The sequence below is a fragment of the Bradyrhizobium pachyrhizi genome, from assembly GCF_029714545.1.
Taxonomy (GTDB): Bacteria; Pseudomonadota; Alphaproteobacteria; order Rhizobiales; family Xanthobacteraceae; genus Bradyrhizobium; species Bradyrhizobium pachyrhizi.
In genome coordinates, this window is sequence record NZ_CP121667.1 from 2,434,557 (window position 1) to 2,453,707 (window position 19,151).

Here is a 19,151-nt window from a genome sequence, read left to right on the forward strand (position 1 = left end):
GTTATTGTCCCAGCCGCTCGATCAAGGCAGGCGCGTGCACCTGATCGGCCTTGTAGTTGCCGGTCAGCGTGTACATCACGATGTTGACGCCGGCGCGGAAGGCGAATTCGCGCTGGCGCGGCTCGCCCGGCGTCAGCGGCAGCATCGGCTGGCCGTCGGGGCGGATCGCCCAGGCACCGGCGAGGTCGTTCGACGTGATGATGATCGGCGAGACGCCGTCGCCGCCGCGCGCCGGGCGCTGCGCAGCCTCGTCGTCGTCCTCGCGCGGCAGCGCCTCGACCCAGGTCTGGCCGGAGTTAAAGCGGCCGGGGAAGTCGCGCAGCAGATAGAACGTCTTGGTCAGCACGTGCTCGCGCGGCACCGGCTCGAGCTCGGGCACGTCGAGAGTCGACAGCAATTCGCGCAGCGTCTGCATGCCGGGCGTTTGCGATGAGCCGTTGTCCCCCGGCGGCGCTTCGACGGCGTCACGGGTATCGAAGATGACGGTGCCGCCCTGCTTCATGTAGGCGTCGATCTTGTTGATGGCATCCTGCGGCGGCTTCGCCGCGCCCGGCACGATCGGCCAGTAGATCAGGGGGAAGAACGCCAGCTCGTCGCGCGCGGGATCGATGCCGACGGGATCGCCGGCTTCCAGCGCGGTGCGCTGTCCGAGGAATAGCGTCAGTCCGGACATCCCCGCCTTGACGATGGAATCGACGTCGGCATTGCCGGTCACGACGTAGGCGAGCCGCGTCTGCGACACCGCCTTGATGGCGAAGTCGTCGCTGCTGGCGTTCTGCGCGCGGCTCGGCGCGGGCACCATCGTGGTCGCAAGGATGAAGGCCAACGCGAGAACGGCCGGCGCCGCGCGCCGCCGGACCAGCGCGGCAAGGCCGCCGCCGAGCAAGGCCACCACGATCGCATCGAGCAGGAACAGCGCCAGCGCCGTCGACAGCATGATGCCGCGCAGGTCGCGCGGTTCGGCGTTGGTGTAGCTCGCACGCGTCGCGCGCAGGGCCGAGGTGTCGAGCGGCGCGATCCGATCGGCGGAGGCGAGCGTGTTGACCGCGATCGGGCTCTCGGCAGTGCCGTAGAAGCCGGGCGGATGGTCGGCCGTGCCGCGATCGCGATAGTCCGCCGACATCGGCTTGGCGCTCGAGGGCGGCGGGCCGAAGACGCCGAAGCCGTCGAGCGTGCGCAGCGGCGCAACCGTCTCGGCATTGGGATCGCTGGCGACGCCGGGGCCGGGCTTCGAGGTATAGCCGGACATGTCGATCAGCCGGCGCAACATCTCGACGAAGGTGCCGGACATCGGTAGGTCCGACCAGCGCATGTCGGCGCCGACATGGAACAGGCTGACCACGCCCTTGCCGCGACGCTCGCCGGTGACCAGCGGCGTGCCGTCCTCCAGCGAGGCCCAGCTCTTGGTCGAGAGCACGGCGTCGGGCTCGGCCAGCACCTGGCGGTTGACGGTGATGTCCTTCGGCACGGTGAGGCCCGAGAACGGGCCATCGGCGGCGAACGAGGCCATGTGCTGCGGCTTCTCCCAGGTCAGGCTGCCGCCGAGCGTGCGTCCGCCGCGGCGCAGCTTGACGGGAACGAGGTCGTCATCGGCCTGGGCGAGGCGCGGACCTGCGAAGCGCACCAGCACGCCGCCTTGCTCGATCCAGGCATTGAGCCGGTCGCGAATCTCCGGCGATAGCGTGCCGACGTCGGCCATCACGATCATCGGCAGCCGCTGGTCGAGGAATTGCCCGATCACCTGCTGCGGCGCGCCGCGATCGCCGAGCCTGACATCGGCGAATGGCGACAGCGCGCGGGAGAGATAGAAGGTCGACGCCAACAGTGGCTGCGCGGTGTCGTTGCTCGCACCCGAGACCACGCCGATGGCGCGGCGGCGCCAGCGCCGGTCGAGCAGCTGCACGGCGCCGGCCGAATGTTCGCCGGAGATTTCGAGCCGTGCGATGTCGTTGCGCAATTCGACCGGAAGATCGAAGGCGGCTTCGGTCTCGCGATCCTGCGGTCCGAATGTGTAACGGGCCTCGCCGATCGGCGAGCCCTTGGCGTCGACCGCGCGCACCGTTCCCGCCGCGATGCCGCTCTCGGTGCGCAGCACCTTCACCGTCATCTTGGCGGCGGCGTTCTCGGCCGCGACCAGCGCCTGCGCCGACTGCGCTCCGCCCGCATAGATCGTCAGATTGCGGCTCTCGATCACCTTGCCGAGCCCCTCGGTGAATTCGCTGCCGCGTCCGGTGTCGACGCCGTCGGACAGCCAGGCGATATCGCAGTCGCCGGTCGACTTGAGGAAACGTCCAAGCGCGCCGAGGGTTTCAACCCGATCGACCGAGTAGGGCTTCGGCGCGAGCTGGCGCAGCGCGACGCGCGCGGCGCCGGCCGGCATCAGCGTGATGTCGCGCGCGGGCTCGGACAGCGGCACCAGCGCGACGCCGCGGCGGTCGCTGTCGGCGTTGGCGATCAGTTCGTCCGCCGCCCTGATCCGCGCGTCCCAGCTCGAGGCCGCGCTCCAGCCGTCGTCGAGCAGGATCACCAGCGGCAATTTACCGGCGGCAACGCCAGTCTGCGGATTCCAGATCGGGCCGGCAGCGGCGAAGATGACGAGCGCGGCGGCAGCGAGCCGCAGCAGCGTCAACCACCACGGCGTGCGCGACGGCGTCTCCTCCTTGGGCGCGATGTCGAACAATAGACGTGTCGGCGGAAACTCGATCCGGCGCGGCCGCGGCGGCATCACGCGCAACAGCCACCACAGCACCGGCAGGCTGACCAGCCCCAGCAGCAGCAGCGGTTCGGCAAAGGAGAGGGGGAGGCCTGCGATCATGCGCTGCGTCCCGCCTTGACTATTGAGCGGCCGCCGCCCTTGCTCACCATCATGCCGGCATGCAGGAACAACAGCAGCTCGGCCGCGGAGCGGCTGGTGGTGTGGGTCGAGAACAGCCAGTCGAGCCGATTGGTCTCGCCGCGGATCTGGTCGCGGTGCAGCGCGACCCGGGCGACATAATCGCTCGCCCAGCTCTCGGCGCGGCCCGCGGTGATAACGCTGCCGATCTCCGGCTCGACGAATTCGACGCGTCCGGAATAGGGGAAGGTCTCTTCGGCCGGATCGACGACCTGGATCATGGTGCCGTGCGCGCCGGAGGAGGAAAGCCCGGCCAGCATCGCCGTGATCTCCGTGATCGGCGACCAGAAATCCGACAACACGACGACTTCGGCCAGCGACGACGGCACGAAGGACGGCGGCAGGCTCGCGCGCGTCTTCTCGTCGTGCAACATCGCTTCCGCCATCTTGTCGATCACGTTGAGGCTTGCCGTCGGATTCAGCAGGCCGGGAATGCCGACGCGTTCTCCGCCCGCAACGAGCAGCTCGGCGAGCGCGAAGGCTACGATTAGTCCGCGCTCCAGCTTGCTGTCGCGCGCCTCGCGCGAGGCAAAGGCCATCGACGGCGAGCGGTCGGGCCAGATCCACACCGTGTGCGCGGCTTCCCACTCCTGCTCGCGGACATAGAGATGGTCGTCGCGTGCCGAGCGGCGCCAGTCGACGCGCTGCGACGGCTCGCCGGAGACGAAGCGGCGGTATTGCCAGAAATTCTCGCCCGAGCCGGCGCGGCGGCGGCCGTGCAGGCCATGGATGACGTTAGCAGCGACACGGCGGGCCTCAAGAACCAGACGCGGCAGCGATGCGGCGAGCGTTCGGCTTTCGCCATCGGCACGTCGAACCGCAAGGATCTCCTCGTTCTGGTGCCTGTTGTCTGCGGCCATCAACCGATCCGGGTCTTCAGTTGCTTGATCACGTCGGGAATGGTGCGGCCCTCGGCGCGCGCCGAGAAGGTCAGCGCCATGCGGTGCTTGAGCACGGGCTCGGCGAGATCGAGCACATCGTCGATCGACGGCGCGAGTCTCCCGTCGAGCAATGCACGGGCGCGCACCGCGAGCATCAAGGCCTGGCTGGCGCGCGGACCTGGGCCCCAGGCGATCAGCTTGCCGGCCTCGCCGCCCTCAGTGCCGGGACGCGCGGCGCGGACCAGCGTCAGGATCGCCTCGACCACGGAATCGCCGACCGGCAGGCGCCGCACCAGGCGTTGCGCGGTGAGCAGCGTCTCGGCATCCATCGACGGTTTGGCCGCGGCTTCTTCGGCGCCGGTGGTTTCGAACAGGATGCGCCGCTCGGCGTCGCGATCGGGATAGTCGACGTCGATTTCCATCAGAAATCGGTCGAGCTGCGCTTCGGGCAGCGGATAGGTGCCTTCCTGCTCGAGCGGGTTCTGTGTCGCGAGCACGTGAAACGGCTTTGGCAAATCATGCCGCGCGCCGGCAATGGTGATGTGTTGCTCCTGCATGGCTTGCAGCAGCGCCGACTGGGTGCGCGGGCTGGCGCGGTTGATCTCGTCGGCCATCAGCAGCTGCGCGAACACTGGACCTGCGATGAAGCGGAACGAACGCTTGCCGGCCGAGCTCTCGTCGAGCACTTCGGCGCCGAGAATGTCCGACGGCATCAGGTCGGGGGTGAACTGAATGCGCTTGGCATCGAGGCCGAGCGTGACGCCGAGGGTCTCGACCAGCTTGGTCTTGGCGAGACCGGGCACGCCGATCAACAGCGCGTGGCCGCCGGACAGGATCGTCACCAGGGTGTTTTCGATCACCTGGTCCTGGCCGAAGATGACGGTGGAGACCGCTTCCTTGGCGGCCTTGATCTGGCCCGCGACCTGCTCGGCCGAACGGACGATCACATCCTCCAGTTTCTCGACGCTGTCTGCACCAGCCATTCGATCCGCTCCTTCTTGACGATGCGCGCACATTGGCGCGTCGTCATCATCTGTCGTCATCTCGGCCCTCATGCTAAACCTGAGCGAAGGCCATGTATTCGTTGAATTAAACTATCCCCACCTTATCGGTGTTTCAGGGTATGAACGGCATCACGATGTGGCGAGAATGACATCCCGACCACATCTCAGGATATGTGCACCAAACGTGCCAGATTGAAGGTAGGAAAGTTTAAGGCAAACAATGGCGAAGCAAGGGCAGAGCGATTCCGGCAGGGAAACCACGGGCCTCGGGAGCAAGGGTCTCGAAGGGCTCACCACGGCCGCCAATCAAGCTGCGACATCGGGTCCGGCCGGACGCAAGGGCCTGCCGCCGGTTCACCTGTGGAATCCGCCATTCTGCGGCGATCTCGACATGCGAATCGCGCCTGACGGCACCTGGTTCTACATGGGAACGCCGATCGGCCGCCCCGCGCTGGTGCGGCTGTTCTCCACGATCCTGAAGCGCGAGGACGGCAAGCACTTTCTCGTGACACCGGTGGAGAAGGTCGGCATCCGCGTCGATGACGCGCCGTTCCTTGCCGTGGAAATGCAGACCGGGGATGACGCGCGCGGCCGCCTGCTCAGGTTCCGCACCAATGTCGACGATTGGGTCGATTGCGAGAAAGGCCACGGCCTCAGATTCGAGGCGGCCGAGGACGGCGGATTGACGCCCTACCTGCATGTCCGCGCCGATTTGTGGGCCAAGGTCACCCGCGCGCTCTATTACGATCTGGTTGACATGGGCGAGCAGCGGATGGTCGATGGTCAGGAGATGTTCGGCATCGAGTCCGGCGGCGAGTTCTTCGCGATGGCCGATGCCAGTCAGGTGAGGGACGCACTTTGAACGAGCCGTTGCTGAAGGTGGAGCCGGCGACGATCAGCTCGACGGAATTCTTCGCGCGGGCCCGCACGCGGCTCACTTTCGACGTGCCGGCGGGCCTGGTCGATCCGCATATCATTCCGCGCACCGGAGATTCCGGCAACGACCGCATGCTCGAGATCGTGGCGCAGGAGCAGCCGGTGCGGCCGGCCGCGGTGCTGATCCCGGTGGTCGATCACCCCGAGCCGACCGTGCTGTTGACGCAGCGCTCGCCCAATCTGTCGAGCCATGCCGGCCAGATCTCGTTTCCCGGCGGCAAGATCGACGCCACCGACGCCTCGCCGCTCGATGCCGCGCTGCGCGAGGCCTGCGAGGAAGTCGGGTTGAAGCGGGAATTCATCGACCCGGTCGGCTATCTCGACCTTTATGGCACCGCGTTCGGCTTCCGCATTCTGCCGACGGTCGCGAAGGTGAAGCCGGGATTCACGCTTGCGATCAACGAGGCGGAGGTGGTCGATGCGTTCGAGGTGCCGCTCGCCTTCCTGATGAATCCCGAGAATCATCAGATCCACACCAAGGAATTCCGCGGCATGGACCGGTCCTATTACGCGATGCCGTTCGCCGAGCGCTACATCTGGGGCGCGACCGCGGGCATTCTGCGCGTGCTGTATGAGCGGATCTATCTGTCATGATCCGCACGGTATTGACCGAGATCGGAATCTTTCTGGTCCCGTTCGCGGTCTATGCCATCTTCCTCATCGCGACGCGGTCCGGCGTGACGCTGCCGGCGTCATGGCCGCTCGACATGATCGCAAAGCTGACGCTGGTGGCGCTGGTGATGGTCATCGTGAGCTTCGTGCTGCTGGCCGAATTGACTGGCGCGCCGCCGAATTCGACCTACGTTCCAGCCCATATCGAGAACGGCAAGCTGGTGCCGGGAGTTGAGAAATGAGCGAGGTGCGCCTGTTGTCCGACGCGCCATGGCTCGCTTCCGGGCCTGCGGCGCGCGTACTCGACCTGCTCAACGCCGACGGCGAGGAAGCGCGGGTGATCGGCGGGGCCGTGCGCAACGCCTTGATGCAGATTCCGCTCGCCGACATCGACATCGCCACCACGGCGCTGCCGGAGGAGGTGATCCGCCGCGCCAAGCGGGCGGGCATCAAGAGCGTGCCGACCGGCATCGAGCACGGCACGGTGACCCTGGTCGTCGATAGTCAGCCCTTCGAGGTGACGACGCTGCGCGAGGATACCGAGACCTATGGCCGCAAGGCCAGGGTGGCGTTCGGGCGCGACTGGGTGCGTGACGCCGAGCGGCGCGACTTCACCATCAACGGCCTGTCGGTCGACGCCTCGGGCGTCGTGCACGATCACGTCGGCGGCCTCGCCGACATCGAGGCGAGGCGCGTGCGCTTCATCGGCGATCCCGCGCAGCGGATTGCCGAGGACTATCTGCGCATCCTGCGCTTCTTCCGTTTTCATGCCGCTTATGGCGCGGGCGAGGTCGATCGCGCCGGTTATCTTGCCTGCATCGGCGGGCGCGCGGGACTTTCCGGCCTCTCGGCTGAGCGGATCCGTATGGAGATGCTCAAGCTCGTGGTCGCGAACGGCGCCGCGAGCGCGGTGGTCGCGATGGGTGACGGCGGCTTGCTGCAGCCGCTGTTTGGCGGCGTTGCCTATACCGGGCCGTTCGCGGCGATGATCGAAATCGAGCGGCTGATGGTGCTCGCGCCGAGCGCGATGCGAAGGCTCGCCGCGCTGACGGTCGCCGTGACGGAGGACGCGCGGCGCATCGCCAGCCGGCTGCGGCTCTCCAACGCCGAGGCCAAGGCGCTCGATTCGATGGGCCATCGCTGGTGGCGCTTGCCCGCCATGGACGAGGCGCATGCCAGGCGAAGGCTCTACCGGCTCGACGAGGAGCCCTATCGCGACCGGGTGCTATTGGCCTGGGCGCGAACCGGCGCGGGCCAGGACGTCGATCAGTGGCGCGCGCTCGCCACGCTGCCGGAGCGCTGGCGCGCCCCTCACTTTCCATTGCGGGCCTCGGATTTCATCGCGCGCGGCATTGCCGAGGGACCGGCACTCGGCCATGTCCTGACCCTGGCGGAGGATGCCTGGCTGGCCGCGGACTTTCCGCTGGAGCCGAAGATACTGTCCGATATCGCCGACCAGACCGCGGCCCGTTTCACCCGCGATCATCGGCTTTGAATTTCCTCTGAGTTTTCTTGCCGGCGTCTCGATGCCGCCGTGATCCGCGGCGGCACGGTGGCAATTGGCTGAACGACGATCGGTCGAACGTCGCATGGAGACGATGCTGCCGGCACCTGCCAGTCAGTATCGCGCCAAAAGATCACGCCGCCTTGCGCTTCTTCTTGCGGTCGCCGTCGTCGTCTTCGTCCTCTTCTTCCGCGTCGTCCTCGTCTTCGTCGTCTTCCTCTTCATCGTCCTCCGGATCGAGCTCGGTCGATTCGAGCGCGACGAGCGGCAAGGTTTCGCGAAACAGATCGCCGTCCGTACCCATCCACAGGCACTCGACCTTGTCCTCGTCGATTTCGACGACCGTGATCGGATGGCCGCCGGACTTCAGCATGACAACATCGCCTGGTTTCAGTTCCATGATTTTCCCTCCGCGCTGGATAACGCGGGCGGCAGGCTAGCGACCGGTGATGACAGTCAAATCACGGCCGGCGCCTGGCGCAGTGGATTTGCTGTGAAATCAGCCGCTGCGTTATTTGCGCGCGGCAGGAACCAGTTCGCCCAGCGAGCGGATGATGCGGTCCGGCTTGATGGTCGATCCCGGCGGCAGCCCGACGCCATGGACGTCCATCCAGATCGCATAGATGCCAAGCCGCTGCGGCGCCACGACTTCCCACTCGAGATTGTCGCCGATCATCCAGGTGTCCGGTGCGGTGACGCCGAGCGCTTCCATCGCGTGCAGGTAGGCGCGCTCCTCCGGCTTGCCGAAGCCGTGCTCGCCCTCGATCTGGATGTGATCGAAGCGATGGCCGAGCGCGAAGCGCTCGACCTTGGCGCGCTGCATGTCGGCGGCGCCGTTGGTGACCAGCGCGAGCTTGATGCCAAGCGCCTTCAACGCGTCGATCGCTTCATGCGCGCCGGGGAAGACGAACATCTCCTCCTCGCGGTAGGCGGTGAAGCGATCGGCGATGCGGTCGGCGAGATCGTCGGGCAGCGCGCGGTGACCGGCCGCCGCAAGCGCCGCGAAGCCGCCCTTCACGGTGAGCCGCCGCGCCTCGCCGAGCTTGATCCGCCAGATCGGCTCGGCGGTCGACCAGAATTGCCGTGCATAGGCCAACAGCGCCGTCGCGACCTGGTCCGGTGGCAGGGGCGCCAGCTCCGCGGCGAACTCCGTGGTGATCGTGTTCCAGGCGATCTCGGGGCGTCCATAGGCCGACAGGATGGTGTCATCCATGTCGATCAGCATCGCGCGCGGCAGCTTCATCACGGCCATTTCACCTCCGGCGGCAGCGACGACAGGATCGAATCCACATTGCCGCCGGTCTTCAGGCCGAAGATGGTGCCGCGATCATAGAGCAGGTTGAACTCGACATAGCGGCCGCGGCGGATAAGCTGTTCGTCGCGATCCTCAGCGCTCCAGGCGGCCGCGAAATTGCGCCGCACCAGGTCGGGATAGATTTTCAGGAAGCTGCGGCCGACGTCCTGGGTGAAGGCGAGATCGGCCTCCCAGTCGCCGCTGTCGTGCCAGTCATAGAAGATGCCGCCGATGCCGCGGGCTTCCTTGCGGTGTGGCAGATAGAAATACTCGTCGCACCATTTCTTGTACTTGCCGTAGTCGGCGACGCCGTTCGGCCCGCTGCACGCTTCTTTCATCGCGGCATGGAAGGCGACCGTATCGGGGTCCTCCTGGGTGCGCCGGCGGTTCAGCACCGGCGTCAGGTCGGCGCCGCCGCCGAACCAGGCCTTGGTGGTGACGACGAAGCGGGTGTTCATGTGCACGGCGGGCACGTTCGGATTGCGCAAATGCGCGATCAGCGAGATGCCCGACGCCCAGAACCTCGGATCGTCGGCCGCGCCGGGAATCTGCGCGCGGAATTCGGGGGCGAACTCGCCGTGCACGGTCGAGCAGTGCACGCCGACCTTTTCGAACAGCCGGCCCTTCATGATCGACATCACGCCGCCGCCGCCGGGCTTGCCGGTGTGGTCGGTGCGGTCCCAGGGGGTCCGCGCGAACCGGCCGGCGGCGCCGGGATAAAGCGTGGACGGGGCGTCGTCCTCGAGCTTCTCGAAGGCGGCGCAGATGTCGTTGCGCAGCGCCTCGAACCAGCCGCGCGCACGCGCCTTGCGGTCCTCGATGATGGCGGGATCTGTTGGCAGCATGACTAACCTTGCGGGCCGAAATAGGTGCAGCTCTCGTTGCAGCTGTCGCGATGGACGCTGACGCGGGTCAGCTTGCCTGCGTGCTGCAACCGCTCCCAGATGAAGCGCGACAGATTCTCCAGCGTCGGCACGCCGAGCGCCTCGATCTTGTTCAGGAACTTGTGGTCGAGCGTCTTCTGCACCTCGGCCATCGCGCGTTCGAGCAGGCCGAGATCGACCACCATGCCGGTTTTCGGATCGGGCGTGCCGCGTACGGTGACTTCGGCGCGGAAGGAGTGACCGTGAATCTCCTCGCTGGCGGCGCCAAAGGTCGTTCCGGACAGCGCATGCGCAGCCTCGAACCGAAACGCTTTCGTCAATTCCCACATCTCGTTCAACAATCCGATTCTGTTAGTTTATCTGATCCCGAGCGACTTGTGCGTCTGCACGCTGAGGCGCCATTGCGGGTGCTTCAGGCAATAGGCGATCGCCCGCTCGGTATTCTCGATCACGTCGGGCCCGTCCATCGGCTGCAGCGAGAAGCGCTCGAAGGAAAGCCCCGCGAAATCCTCCGGTGTGTTCTCCACCTGCGGATAGACCAGTTTGAGCTCGTGCCCCTTGCGCACCACGAGCTCGGCTGCAGCCTTGGGACTGACGCAGATCCAGTCGAGCCCGTCGGGCGGGGCGATGGTGCCGTTGGTCTCGATCGCGATCGCAAAGCCGCGGCCGTGCAGGGCATCGATCAAGGCCGCGTCGACCTGCAGCAGCGGCTCGCCGCCGGTCAGGACCACGTAGCGGTCGGCTTCGCCCCCGGTCCATTGCGCGGCAATGGTTCCCGCAAGCTCTTCGGCGGTCGCATAGCGGCCGCCCAGAGTGCCGTCGGTGCCGACGAAATCGGTGTCGCAGAACTTGCAGACGGCGCCGGCGCGGTCCTGCTCGCGGCCGCTCCAGAGGTTGCAGCCGGCGAAGCGGCAGAACACGGAGGCGCGGCCCGCATGGGCGCCTTCGCCCTGCAGGGTGAGAAAGATCTCCTTGACCGCGTAGCTCACCAAAAATCCCTTAAGTTGCCGAACCGGCAATTCCCGAACCGGCGCTTCCTGAACCGGTCTGCCGCAGCGCCTCGCCGACGGCCATGGCCGCCGTGACGGCCACATTGAGCGAACGCATCGTCGGCCGGATCGGAATCACCAGCCGCGCATCCGCAGCTGCCACCACCGCGTCGGTCACCCCTGCCGTCTCGCGCCCGAACAGCAGGACATCGGAGGCCGTATACGCGAAATCAAGATAGGATTTCGCCGCCTTGGTCGTGAACAGCACCAGTCGGCATCCGGCCTCGGCCCGCCATTCTTCGAATTTCGACCATGAGTCGTGACGCTTCAACCGCACATGGTCGAGATAGTCCATACCCGCCCGGCGGAAATTCCGGTCCGAGGTGTCGAATCCCGCCGGTTCGATGATATGGGCTGCCACGTCCAGGCAGGCGCAGAGGCGCAGAATCGTCCCTGTATTCTGGGGGATGTCGGGCTGGAACAGCGCGATCTGCATGGTGCGGGCGGCCCGTGAAATCCGGATGAAATTGTCTCAATAAAACATCGCTCGGCGCGGATTTCGTGCATTGCACGTGTGCGAGCCGATAGCGGGCTTGCGCTCGTCCGGCAAGGGTGCCAATAGAACGATTCTGGACTGCTGTTCCGCCATTTGGGGTGGGGAATAGCGGTTTTCTGCCGCCGCGGGGGCCGCGGGCGCCGGCAGCCTTTCTTGGGGCGCGTCCTGCGTCTCCGGGGCGGTTCCACCGGCTGCAGAAAAGAAAGGGCTAGGAATCGTGACGACAGCGTCTTCGGCGGACCATCCGACACGCCGTGATTTTCTCTTTGTTGCAACCGGAGCTGCCGCCGCGGTCGGCGCAGCCGCCACCGTCTGGCCGCTGGTTGCGCAGATGAACCCGGATGCCGCGACGATCGCGGCCGGCGCGCCGATCGAGGTCGATCTGACGCCGATCGCCGAGGGCCAGGACATCAAGGTCTTCTGGCGCGGCAAGCCGATCTACATCAGCCATCGCACCAAGAAGCAGATCCAGGAGGCCCAGAGCGTGGCGCTCTCGAGCCTGCCCGATCCGCAACCCGACTCGGCCCGCGTCAAGGCCGGCCACGACCAGTGGCTGGTCGTGATCGGCATCTGCACCCATCTCGGCTGCATCCCGATCGCCCATGAGGGCAATTACGACGGCTTCTTCTGCCCCTGCCACGGCTCGCAGTACGACTCCTCCGGTCGTATCCGCCAGGGGCCGGCGCCCGCCAACCTGGCGGTGCCGCCTTACGCCTTCCTTTCCGACACCAAAATCCAGATCGGCTAAGTCCCGGCCCCTCCGGGATTTCAGCTTCCACTTGGACCCATCGCGTCGTTTTTCTTCTTCAGGATCGCATCAATGAGCGGACCATCTGATTTCCAACCGAGCAACCCCGCCTTGAAGTGGATCGAACGGCGCCTTCCGATCTTCGGCCTGATCCACTCCTCGTTCGTGGCCTATCCGACGCCGCGCAACCTGAACTACTGGTGGACCTTCGGCGCCATCCTTTCGATGATGCTGGCGCTGCAGATCCTGACCGGCGTGATCCTGGCGATGCACTACACGCCGCACGCCGACCTCGCCTTCAAGTCGGTCGAGCTGATCGTCCGCGACGTCAACTATGGCTGGCTGCTGCGCAACATGCATGCCTGCGGCGCGTCGATGTTCTTTTTCGCCGTCTACATCCATATGTTCCGCGGCCTCTATTACGGGTCGTACAAGGAGCCGCGTGAGGTGCTGTGGATCCTCGGCGTCATCATCTATCTCCTGATGATGGCGACGGGCTTCATGGGCTACGTGCTGCCGTGGGGCCAGATGAGCTTCTGGGGCGCCACCGTCATCACCAATCTGTTCTCGGCCGTGCCCTATTTCGGCGAGAGCATCGTGACCCTGCTGTGGGGCGGCTATTCGGTCGGCAACCCGACGCTGAACCGCTTCTTCTCGCTGCACTACCTGCTGCCGTTTGTGATCGCCGGCGTGGTCGTGCTGCACGTCTGGGCGCTGCATGTCGCGGGTCAGAACAATCCGGCCGGCGTCGAGGCCAAGACCGAGAAGGACACCGTGCCGTTCACGCCGTATGCGACTATCAAGGACATGTTCGGCGTGTCCTGCTTCCTGATCTTCTTCGCCTGGTTCATCTTCTACATGCCGAACTATCTCGGCGATGCCGACAACTACATCCCGGCGAACCCGGGCGTGACGCCGGCGCACATCGTGCCTGAATGGTACTACCTGCCGTTCTACGCGATCCTGCGTTCGATCCCGAACAAGCTCGCCGGCGTCGTGGCGATGTTCTCGGCGATCATCATCCTGTGCTTCCTGCCCTGGCTCGACAGCGCACGGACCCGTTCGTCCAAGTATCGTCCGTTGGCCAAGCAGTTCTTCTGGATCTTCGTGGTGGTCTGCATCCTGCTCGGCTACCTCGGCTCGCAGCCGCCGGAAGGCATCTATGTGATCGCCGGCCGCATCCTGACGGTCTGCTACTTCGCCTACTTCCTGATCGTGCTGCCGCTGCTCGCCCGCATCGAGACGCCGCGCCCGGTGCCGAACTCGATCGCCGACGACGTGCTGGCGAAGAGCAAGGGCAGGGCCGCGACCACGGCCTCTGTAATGCTCGCGATGGTGGTGGCCGGCAGCCTGCTCGTCGGCGGCACCCAGAACGCCAAGGCAGATGAGGGCGGCACTGCGCCGCCGGCCCAGAAGTGGTCGTTCTCCGGCCCTTTCGGCAAGTTTGACCGTGGTTCGCTGCAGCGCGGCTTGAAGGTCTACAAGGAAGTCTGCGCGGCCTGTCACGGCCTGTCCTATGTCGCGTTCCGCAACCTTGCCGATCCCGGCGGCCCCGGCTATTCGCCGGCGCAGGCGGCGGCGTTCGCGTCCGAATACAAGATCAAGGACGGCCCGAACGACCAGGGCGAGATGTTCGAGCGTCCGGGCCGCCCGGCGGATTACTTCCCGTCGCCGTTCCCGAACGAGCAGGCCGCGCGCGCGGCCAACGGCGGCGCGGCGCCGCCCGACCTCTCGCTGATCACCAAGGCGCGGTCCTACAAGCGCGGCTTCCCGCAGTTCGCGATCGACTTCTTCACCCAGTACCAGGAGCAGGGACCGGATTACGTCGACGCCATCCTGCAGGGCTTCGAGGACAAGGCTCCGACCGGCGTCACGATCCCCGAGGGCTCGTACTACAACAAGTACTTCCCCGGCCACGCCATCAAGATGCCGAAGCCGCTGTCCGATGGTCAGGTGACCTTCGACGACGGTTCGCCGGCGACGGTCAAGCAGTACGCGCATGACGTCACCACGTTCCTGATGTGGGCGGCCGAGCCGCACATGGAGGAGCGCAAGCGGATCGGCATGCAGGTGTTCTTCTTCCTGGTCGTCTTCGCCTTCCTGATGTACTTCACCAAGCGCAAGGTCTGGGCCAACGCCCACTGATCTCGGGTACGGTATAGCGAGTTTGAAAAAGCCCCTTCGGGGGCTTTTTTGTTTGCAATCTCTCCGTCATTCCGGGGCGATGCGGTAGCATCGAACCCGGAATGACGGTGTCGTCAATTGCGTCGACCGCCGAGTGCGGACAAGATGCCGGCCAATCAGCCGGCAAACATTGCGGAGGAACTCATGGGTACCAGCATCAGCTTCAAGCGTCCGGACGGCAAGGAAGCGTCGGGCTATCTCGCCAATGCGGCGCGCGGCAACGCGCCCGGCGTCGTCGTGATCCAGGAATGGTGGGGCCTGTCGGACCAGATCAAGGGCCTGTGCGACCGCTTCGCGGTGGCTGGCTTCGATGCGCTGGCGCCCGATCTCTACAAGGGCAAGGTGGTGCCATATCACGACACCGATGCCGCGGGCAAAGAGATGAACTCGCTCGACTTCATGGACGCCACCACGCAGACGGTGCGTGGCGCTGCGCAGTATCTCGCCAAGAACGGCGCCAAGGTCGGCCTCACCGGCTTCTGCCTCGGCGGCGCGGTGACCATCATCGGCTCGGTGCACGTGCCGGAATTGACCGCCGGCGTCGTGTTCTACGGCATCCCGCCGGAGCAGGCCGCCAAGCCCGCCGACGTCAGGATCCCGCTGCAGGCGCATTTCGCCAACAAGGACGACTGGTGCACGCCGGAACTCGTCGGCAATTTCGAGAAGGCGATGAAGGCCGCCGGCAAGTCGCTCGAGCTGTTCCGCTATGACGCCGAGCACGCTTTCGTCAACGAGCAGCGCCAGTCGGTGCACGACCGCGAGGCAGCCGAACTCGCCTGGGGCCGCGCCACGGACTTCTTCAAGAAGCACCTAGGGTAGGTGTATCCTCAAGCAAGCTGTCGTCCCTGCGAAAGCAGGGACCCATACGCCGCGACCGCCGTAATGGGCAGATTGGTAGTCATGCGCCAGCAACTGCACCCTGTGGTTATGGGTCCCGGCGTTCGCCGGGACGACAGGTGAGTGTGAGGCGCGCCATCTCACTACGCATAGCTCGTCGCCCGGATTGCGTTGCGCTTCATCCGGGCTACCGACTGTCAGCTGTTATTTCGCACCCCGTCCCACCACGGGCAGGTCCCCGACATCAGCTTGAAATTACCTTCCATCACTTGCACCGGTGCGCGCTTGCCCTCGGCGGCTGCACGCATCCGCATCTCGCGCGCGACCGCCCGGTCCTCCGGCGACAGCCAGACCCGCTCGTGGCCCCACAGGCTCGGGCCGTCATGCATCTCGAACGGTGTCCAGTTCGCGGGATCGATCTCGCGGCCGCCCCAGCCGCACTCGACCATGAAGGCGGACGGCGATTTGGCGTAGAACGACGTCATCAGGTCGTTGGTGTGGCGGCCGAGCGTGACGTTGACCCGGTCTTCCTGCTGCGCGACGTCATAGGCTTGGCCGACATCGTCGAGCGAGAACAGCTCCACCATCAGATGATGCATGCCGTTCGTGCCGGTCTCGATCAGCGCCAGCGAGTGGTGGCGGGCATTGATGTGGAAGAAATAGGCGCGGAACGGTTTTTCGATGTAGTCGCTCAAGCCGAAGCCGAGCACGTCGACATAGAAGCTCATCACGGGTGCGATGTGCTCGACGGTCAGCACGGCGTGGCCGAGGCCGAGCGGCCCGGTGCGGAAGCCGGAGACCGAGCGGCCCGGCCTGAACGGCGTGTTGTCGATCTCGGCGCCATGAAACGCCTCAAGACGGTTGCCGGCGGGATCCTGAAACGAGATCAGGCCGCGCACCCGTCGCGCGTCGGCGAGCGCCTGCGGCTCTGATGTCACCGTGACGCGGGCGCGCTCCAGCCGTGCCGCCAGTGCGTCGAGGGCCGCACGGTCAGCCACCTCCCAGCCGAAGAACCGGGTGCCTTCGCCCTGCGCGCGGTCGATCACGATGCGTTGCTTGCGGTCGTCCATCCGGAACGCGAGCAGCGAATTGCCGCATTCGACCGCCTGCAGCCCGACGAGGCCAGTGCCGAACTGCCGCCAGTCGTCGAGCGCGTCGGAGCCGAAGCCGGCATATCCGAGACCCAAAATCGCCATCTGCGCCTCCGCCATCTGTCTGTTTTTTGGGCGGACGACCGGCCGCCATTTCGACGAATGCTACGCGGTTTCTTGCCCCTTCAAACCCGAAAATGCCGTCCAGGGGGCGTCCCGCCTTGGGGCAGGGGTGCCGGGCCATCTCTTGACACGGCCCGCGCCGGGTGGTGAGTAACGGGCCATGAGCACCGTTGCCAGCCCATCCCGTCGTTGGTGGCCCACCTTTTCATAGGTGGCCGGTGCGCTTTCTTTTTTCACAAACGTCGAAGGTCGCCATCGCAGTGCGACCGATGGTTCGTTTATTTGCCCTTCGTTTGTCCTGTGTGGCGCTCTCTCGGCAAGTCTCGTAAGAGGATCACATGAACAGGACAGTCTTCTCCCTGCCGGCCAAGAGCGAGTACCTGACCAATGGCGGCCTTGCGGTCGCGCGCGTGGTCGAGCAGTTCACCGGCGGCGCCAACCGCCTCGACGATTTGATCGCGCTGCTGGACCGCCGCCGCGGCGTGGTGCTGTCCTCGGGCACGACGGTGCCGGGCCGCTACGAGAGCTTTGACCTCGGCTTTGCCGATCCGCCGCTGGTGCTGGAGACGTCGGGCACCAACTTCTCGTTGCAGGCGCTGAACCCGCGCGGCGAGGTCTTGATCGCCTTCCTCGGCGACGTGCTGCGCGAGCCCTGCGTCGTGATCTCGGAGCGGACCGCAACGCGGCTCGCCGGCCATATCATCCGCGGCGCCGCGCCGGTCGACGAAGACCAGCGCACGCGTCGCGCCAGCGTGATGTCGCTGGTGCGCGACATGGTGGCGGCGTTCACCTCCAATGCCGATCCGCTGCTCGGCCTGTTCGGCGCCTTCGCCTACGACCTCGTGTTCCAGATCGAGGACCTCGTGCAGAAGCGCGCCCGCGAGGCCGACCAGCGCGACATCGTGCTCTACGTGCCGGACCGTCTCTTGGCCTATGACCGCGCCACCGGCCGCGGCGTGGCGCTCACTTACGAGTTCGCGTGGAAGGGCAAATCCACGGCCGGCCTGTCGCAGGAGACCGCGCCGAGCCTCTACGCCAGGAACGGCCGGCAGGGCTTTGCCGATCACGCCCCGGGCGAGTACCAGGCGACCGTCGAGGTCGCGCGCGCGGCGTTCGCCCGCGGCGATCTGTTCGAGGCGGTGCCCGGGCAGCTGTTTGCCGAGCCCTGCGAGCGCTCGCCGGCGGAAGTGTTCCAGCGGCTCTGCCGCATCAACCCGTCGCCCTACGGCGCGCTGATGAATCTCGGCGACGGCGAATTCCTGGTCTCGGCGTCGCCGGAGATGTTCGTCCGTTCCGATGGCCGCCGGGTCGAGACCTGTCCGATCTCGGGCACCATCGCGCGCGGTTCGGATTCGATCGGCGATGCCGAGCAGATTCGCAAGCTGTTGAACTCGGAGAAGGACGAGTTCGAGCTCAACATGTGCACCGACGTCGACCGCAACGACAAGGCGCGCGTCTGCGTGCCCGGCACCATCAAGGTGCTGGCGCGGCGTCAGATCGAGACCTACTCAAAGCTGTTCCACACCGTCGATCACGTCGAGGGCATGCTGCGGCCGGGCTTCGATTCGCTCGACGCCTTCCTGACCCACGCCTGGGCCGTGACCGTGACCGGCGCGCCGAAATTGTGGGCGATGCAATTCGTCGAGGACCATGAGCGGTCGCCGCGGCGCTGGTACGCCGGCGCGATCGGCTGCGTCAATTTCGACGGCAGCATCAACACCGGGCTGACCATCCGGACCATCCGGATGAAGGACGGCCTCGCCGAGGTGCGCGTCGGTGCGACCTGCCTGTTTGACTCCGATCCGGCTGCCGAGGATCGCGAGTGCCAGGTCAAGGCGGCGGCGCTGTTCCAGGCGCTGCGCGGCGATCCGCCGAAGCCGCTGTCCGATTTCGCGCCCGACGCCACCGGCTCCGGCAAGAACGTGCTCTTGATCGATCACGACGACAGTTTTGTGCACATGCTGGCCGATTACTTCCGCCAGGTCGGCGCCAACGTCACCGTGGTCAGGCACGTCCATGCCCAGGACATGCTCAAGAAGAAGGGCTGGGACCTTTTGGTGCTGTCGCCCGGGCCGGGCCGCCCGGAGGATTTCGGCATCGCGAAGACCATCGACACCGCGCTCGAGAACAAGCTGCCGATCTTCGGCGTCTGCCTCGGCGTGCAGGCGATCTGCGAGTATTTCGGCGGCCAGCTCGGCCAGCTCGGCCAGCCCGCGCACGGCCGTCCCTCGCGCGTCCAGGTGCGCGGCGGCCGGCTGATGCGGAACCTGCCCAATGAAATCGTGATCGGCCGCTACCATTCGCTGTTTGTCGAGCGCGACAGCGTGCCCGAGGTACTGGCGGTGACCGCGACCACCGAAGACGGCGTCGCGATGGTGATCGAGCACAAGACCCTGCCGGTCGGCGGCGTGCAATTCCACCCGGAATCGCTGATGTCGCTCGGCAACGAGGTGGGCCTGCGCATTGTCGAGAATGCATTCCGGCTTAATGTGAGTAGCAAGTGAAGGCAAAGTTTAACCATCGTCATTCCGGGATGGTGCGTTAGCACCAGGCCCGGAATCTCGAGATTCCGGGTTCGATGCTTCGCATCGCCCCGGAATGACCCTCAGAGCGAG

18 protein-coding genes are annotated in these 19,151 nt (G+C 66.0%); 8 read left to right on the forward strand and 10 right to left on the reverse strand.

The features are described from left to right. Position 1: 1 nt before the first annotated feature. From QA639_RS11160 to QA639_RS11170, 3 genes are read right to left on the reverse strand one after another with little or no spacing between them, the layout of a single operon-like run. Positions 2–2,812 (reverse strand): DUF4159 domain-containing protein, encoded by a 2,811-nt coding sequence (locus tag QA639_RS11160; protein ID WP_028333194.1) that lies wholly within the window; start codon positions 2,810–2,812, stop codon positions 2–4. Continuing rightward, the gene (locus QA639_RS11165) at positions 2,812–3,753 is read right to left on the reverse strand and encodes a DUF58 domain-containing protein (RefSeq protein WP_050387372.1); all 942 of its coding nucleotides are present in this window, start codon (positions 3,751–3,753) and stop codon (positions 2,812–2,814) included. Before QA639_RS11165 ends, QA639_RS11160 begins: the two co-directional genes overlap by 1 nt. Beyond that, positions 3,753–4,757 (reverse strand): AAA family ATPase, encoded by a 1,005-nt coding sequence (locus tag QA639_RS11170; RefSeq protein WP_028333192.1) that lies wholly within the window; start codon positions 4,755–4,757, stop codon positions 3,753–3,755. The genes QA639_RS11165 and QA639_RS11170 overlap by 1 nt, the downstream gene beginning before the upstream one ends. Before the next feature lie 241 nt (positions 4,758–4,998). On the opposite strand from QA639_RS11170, the gene QA639_RS11175 reads away from it, so the two are divergent. The 4 genes from QA639_RS11175 to QA639_RS11190 are packed head-to-tail and all read left to right on the forward strand — an operon-like array spanning position 4,999 to position 7,821. Then, positions 4,999–5,640, forward strand: a complete 642-nt coding sequence (locus QA639_RS11175) for a DUF1285 domain-containing protein (RefSeq protein WP_157340495.1) — start codon at positions 4,999–5,001, stop codon at positions 5,638–5,640. A gap of 32 nt (positions 5,641–5,672) precedes the next feature. Continuing rightward, positions 5,673–6,308, forward strand: coding sequence for a CoA pyrophosphatase (locus QA639_RS11180; RefSeq protein WP_428841175.1), 636 nt, complete (start codon positions 5,673–5,675; stop codon positions 6,306–6,308). Continuing rightward, the gene (locus QA639_RS11185; protein ID WP_028333189.1) at positions 6,305–6,568 is read left to right on the forward strand and encodes a DUF6111 family protein; all 264 of its coding nucleotides are present in this window, start codon (positions 6,305–6,307) and stop codon (positions 6,566–6,568) included. Before QA639_RS11180 ends, QA639_RS11185 begins: the two co-directional genes overlap by 4 nt. Further along, positions 6,565–7,821: a CCA tRNA nucleotidyltransferase gene (locus QA639_RS11190; RefSeq protein ID WP_050387371.1), complete on the forward strand. Its 1,257-nt coding sequence runs from the start codon at positions 6,565–6,567 to the stop codon at positions 7,819–7,821. The genes QA639_RS11185 and QA639_RS11190 overlap by 4 nt, the downstream gene beginning before the upstream one ends. Positions 7,822–7,963: 142 nt before the next feature. Here QA639_RS11190 and QA639_RS11195 read toward each other — a convergent pair whose 3' ends face one another. The 6 genes from QA639_RS11195 to QA639_RS11220 all read right to left on the reverse strand — a co-directional run bounded on the left by QA639_RS11195 (position 7,964) and on the right by QA639_RS11220 (position 11,493). Continuing rightward, positions 7,964–8,230 carry a YodC family protein gene (locus QA639_RS11195; RefSeq protein ID WP_157340491.1) on the reverse strand — a complete coding sequence of 89 codons (267 nt, stop codon included), beginning with the start codon at positions 8,228–8,230 and terminating at the stop codon, positions 7,964–7,966. A 111-nt stretch (positions 8,231–8,341) separates the two neighbouring features. Beyond that, positions 8,342–9,082 carry an HAD family hydrolase gene (locus QA639_RS11200; protein WP_157340489.1) on the reverse strand — a complete coding sequence of 247 codons (741 nt, stop codon included), beginning with the start codon at positions 9,080–9,082 and terminating at the stop codon, positions 8,342–8,344. Then, a complete protein-coding gene (hemF, locus tag QA639_RS11205; RefSeq protein WP_157340487.1) occupies positions 9,073–9,969 on the reverse strand; it encodes an oxygen-dependent coproporphyrinogen oxidase in 897 nt (298 codons plus the stop codon). Before hemF ends, QA639_RS11200 begins: the two co-directional genes overlap by 10 nt. A gap of 2 nt (positions 9,970–9,971) precedes the next feature. Continuing rightward, the gene (locus QA639_RS11210; protein ID WP_028333184.1) at positions 9,972–10,337 is read right to left on the reverse strand and encodes a 6-pyruvoyl trahydropterin synthase family protein; all 366 of its coding nucleotides are present in this window, start codon (positions 10,335–10,337) and stop codon (positions 9,972–9,974) included. Between the two features lie 27 nt (positions 10,338–10,364). Continuing rightward, on the reverse strand, positions 10,365–10,997 hold the full coding sequence (gene queE, locus QA639_RS11215) for a 7-carboxy-7-deazaguanine synthase (RefSeq protein ID WP_028333183.1): 633 nt from the start codon (positions 10,995–10,997) through the stop codon (positions 10,365–10,367). 10 nt (positions 10,998–11,007) lie between these two features. Continuing rightward, positions 11,008–11,493, reverse strand: coding sequence for a tRNA (cytidine(34)-2'-O)-methyltransferase (locus QA639_RS11220; protein ID WP_028333182.1), 486 nt, complete (start codon positions 11,491–11,493; stop codon positions 11,008–11,010). A gap of 277 nt (positions 11,494–11,770) precedes the next feature. Here QA639_RS11220 and petA point away from each other — a divergent pair, with 277 nt between their 5' ends. The 3 genes from petA (at position 11,771) to QA639_RS11235 (ending at position 15,304) form a co-directional block, all read left to right on the forward strand. Further along, a complete protein-coding gene (gene petA, locus QA639_RS11225; protein WP_016839713.1) occupies positions 11,771–12,301 on the forward strand; it encodes a ubiquinol-cytochrome c reductase iron-sulfur subunit in 531 nt (176 codons plus the stop codon). 72 nt (positions 12,302–12,373) lie between these two features. Continuing rightward, positions 12,374–14,446, forward strand: a complete 2,073-nt coding sequence (locus QA639_RS11230) for a cytochrome c1 (RefSeq protein WP_157340483.1) — start codon at positions 12,374–12,376, stop codon at positions 14,444–14,446. Positions 14,447–14,629: 183 nt separating this feature from the next. Then, complete coding sequence (locus QA639_RS11235) at positions 14,630–15,304, forward strand: dienelactone hydrolase family protein (protein WP_028333180.1); 675 nt, start codon at positions 14,630–14,632, stop codon at positions 15,302–15,304. Between the two features lie 215 nt (positions 15,305–15,519). Here QA639_RS11235 and QA639_RS11240 read toward each other — a convergent pair whose 3' ends face one another. Continuing rightward, positions 15,520–16,518, reverse strand: coding sequence for a VOC family protein (locus QA639_RS11240; protein ID WP_244978366.1), 999 nt, complete (start codon positions 16,516–16,518; stop codon positions 15,520–15,522). Positions 16,519–16,874: 356 nt separating this feature from the next. Here QA639_RS11240 and QA639_RS11245 point away from each other — a divergent pair, with 356 nt between their 5' ends. Next, the gene (locus tag QA639_RS11245; RefSeq protein ID WP_283089770.1) at positions 16,875–19,040 is read left to right on the forward strand and encodes an anthranilate synthase component I; all 2,166 of its coding nucleotides are present in this window, start codon (positions 16,875–16,877) and stop codon (positions 19,038–19,040) included. The last annotated feature ends 111 nt before the right edge of the window (positions 19,041–19,151 follow it).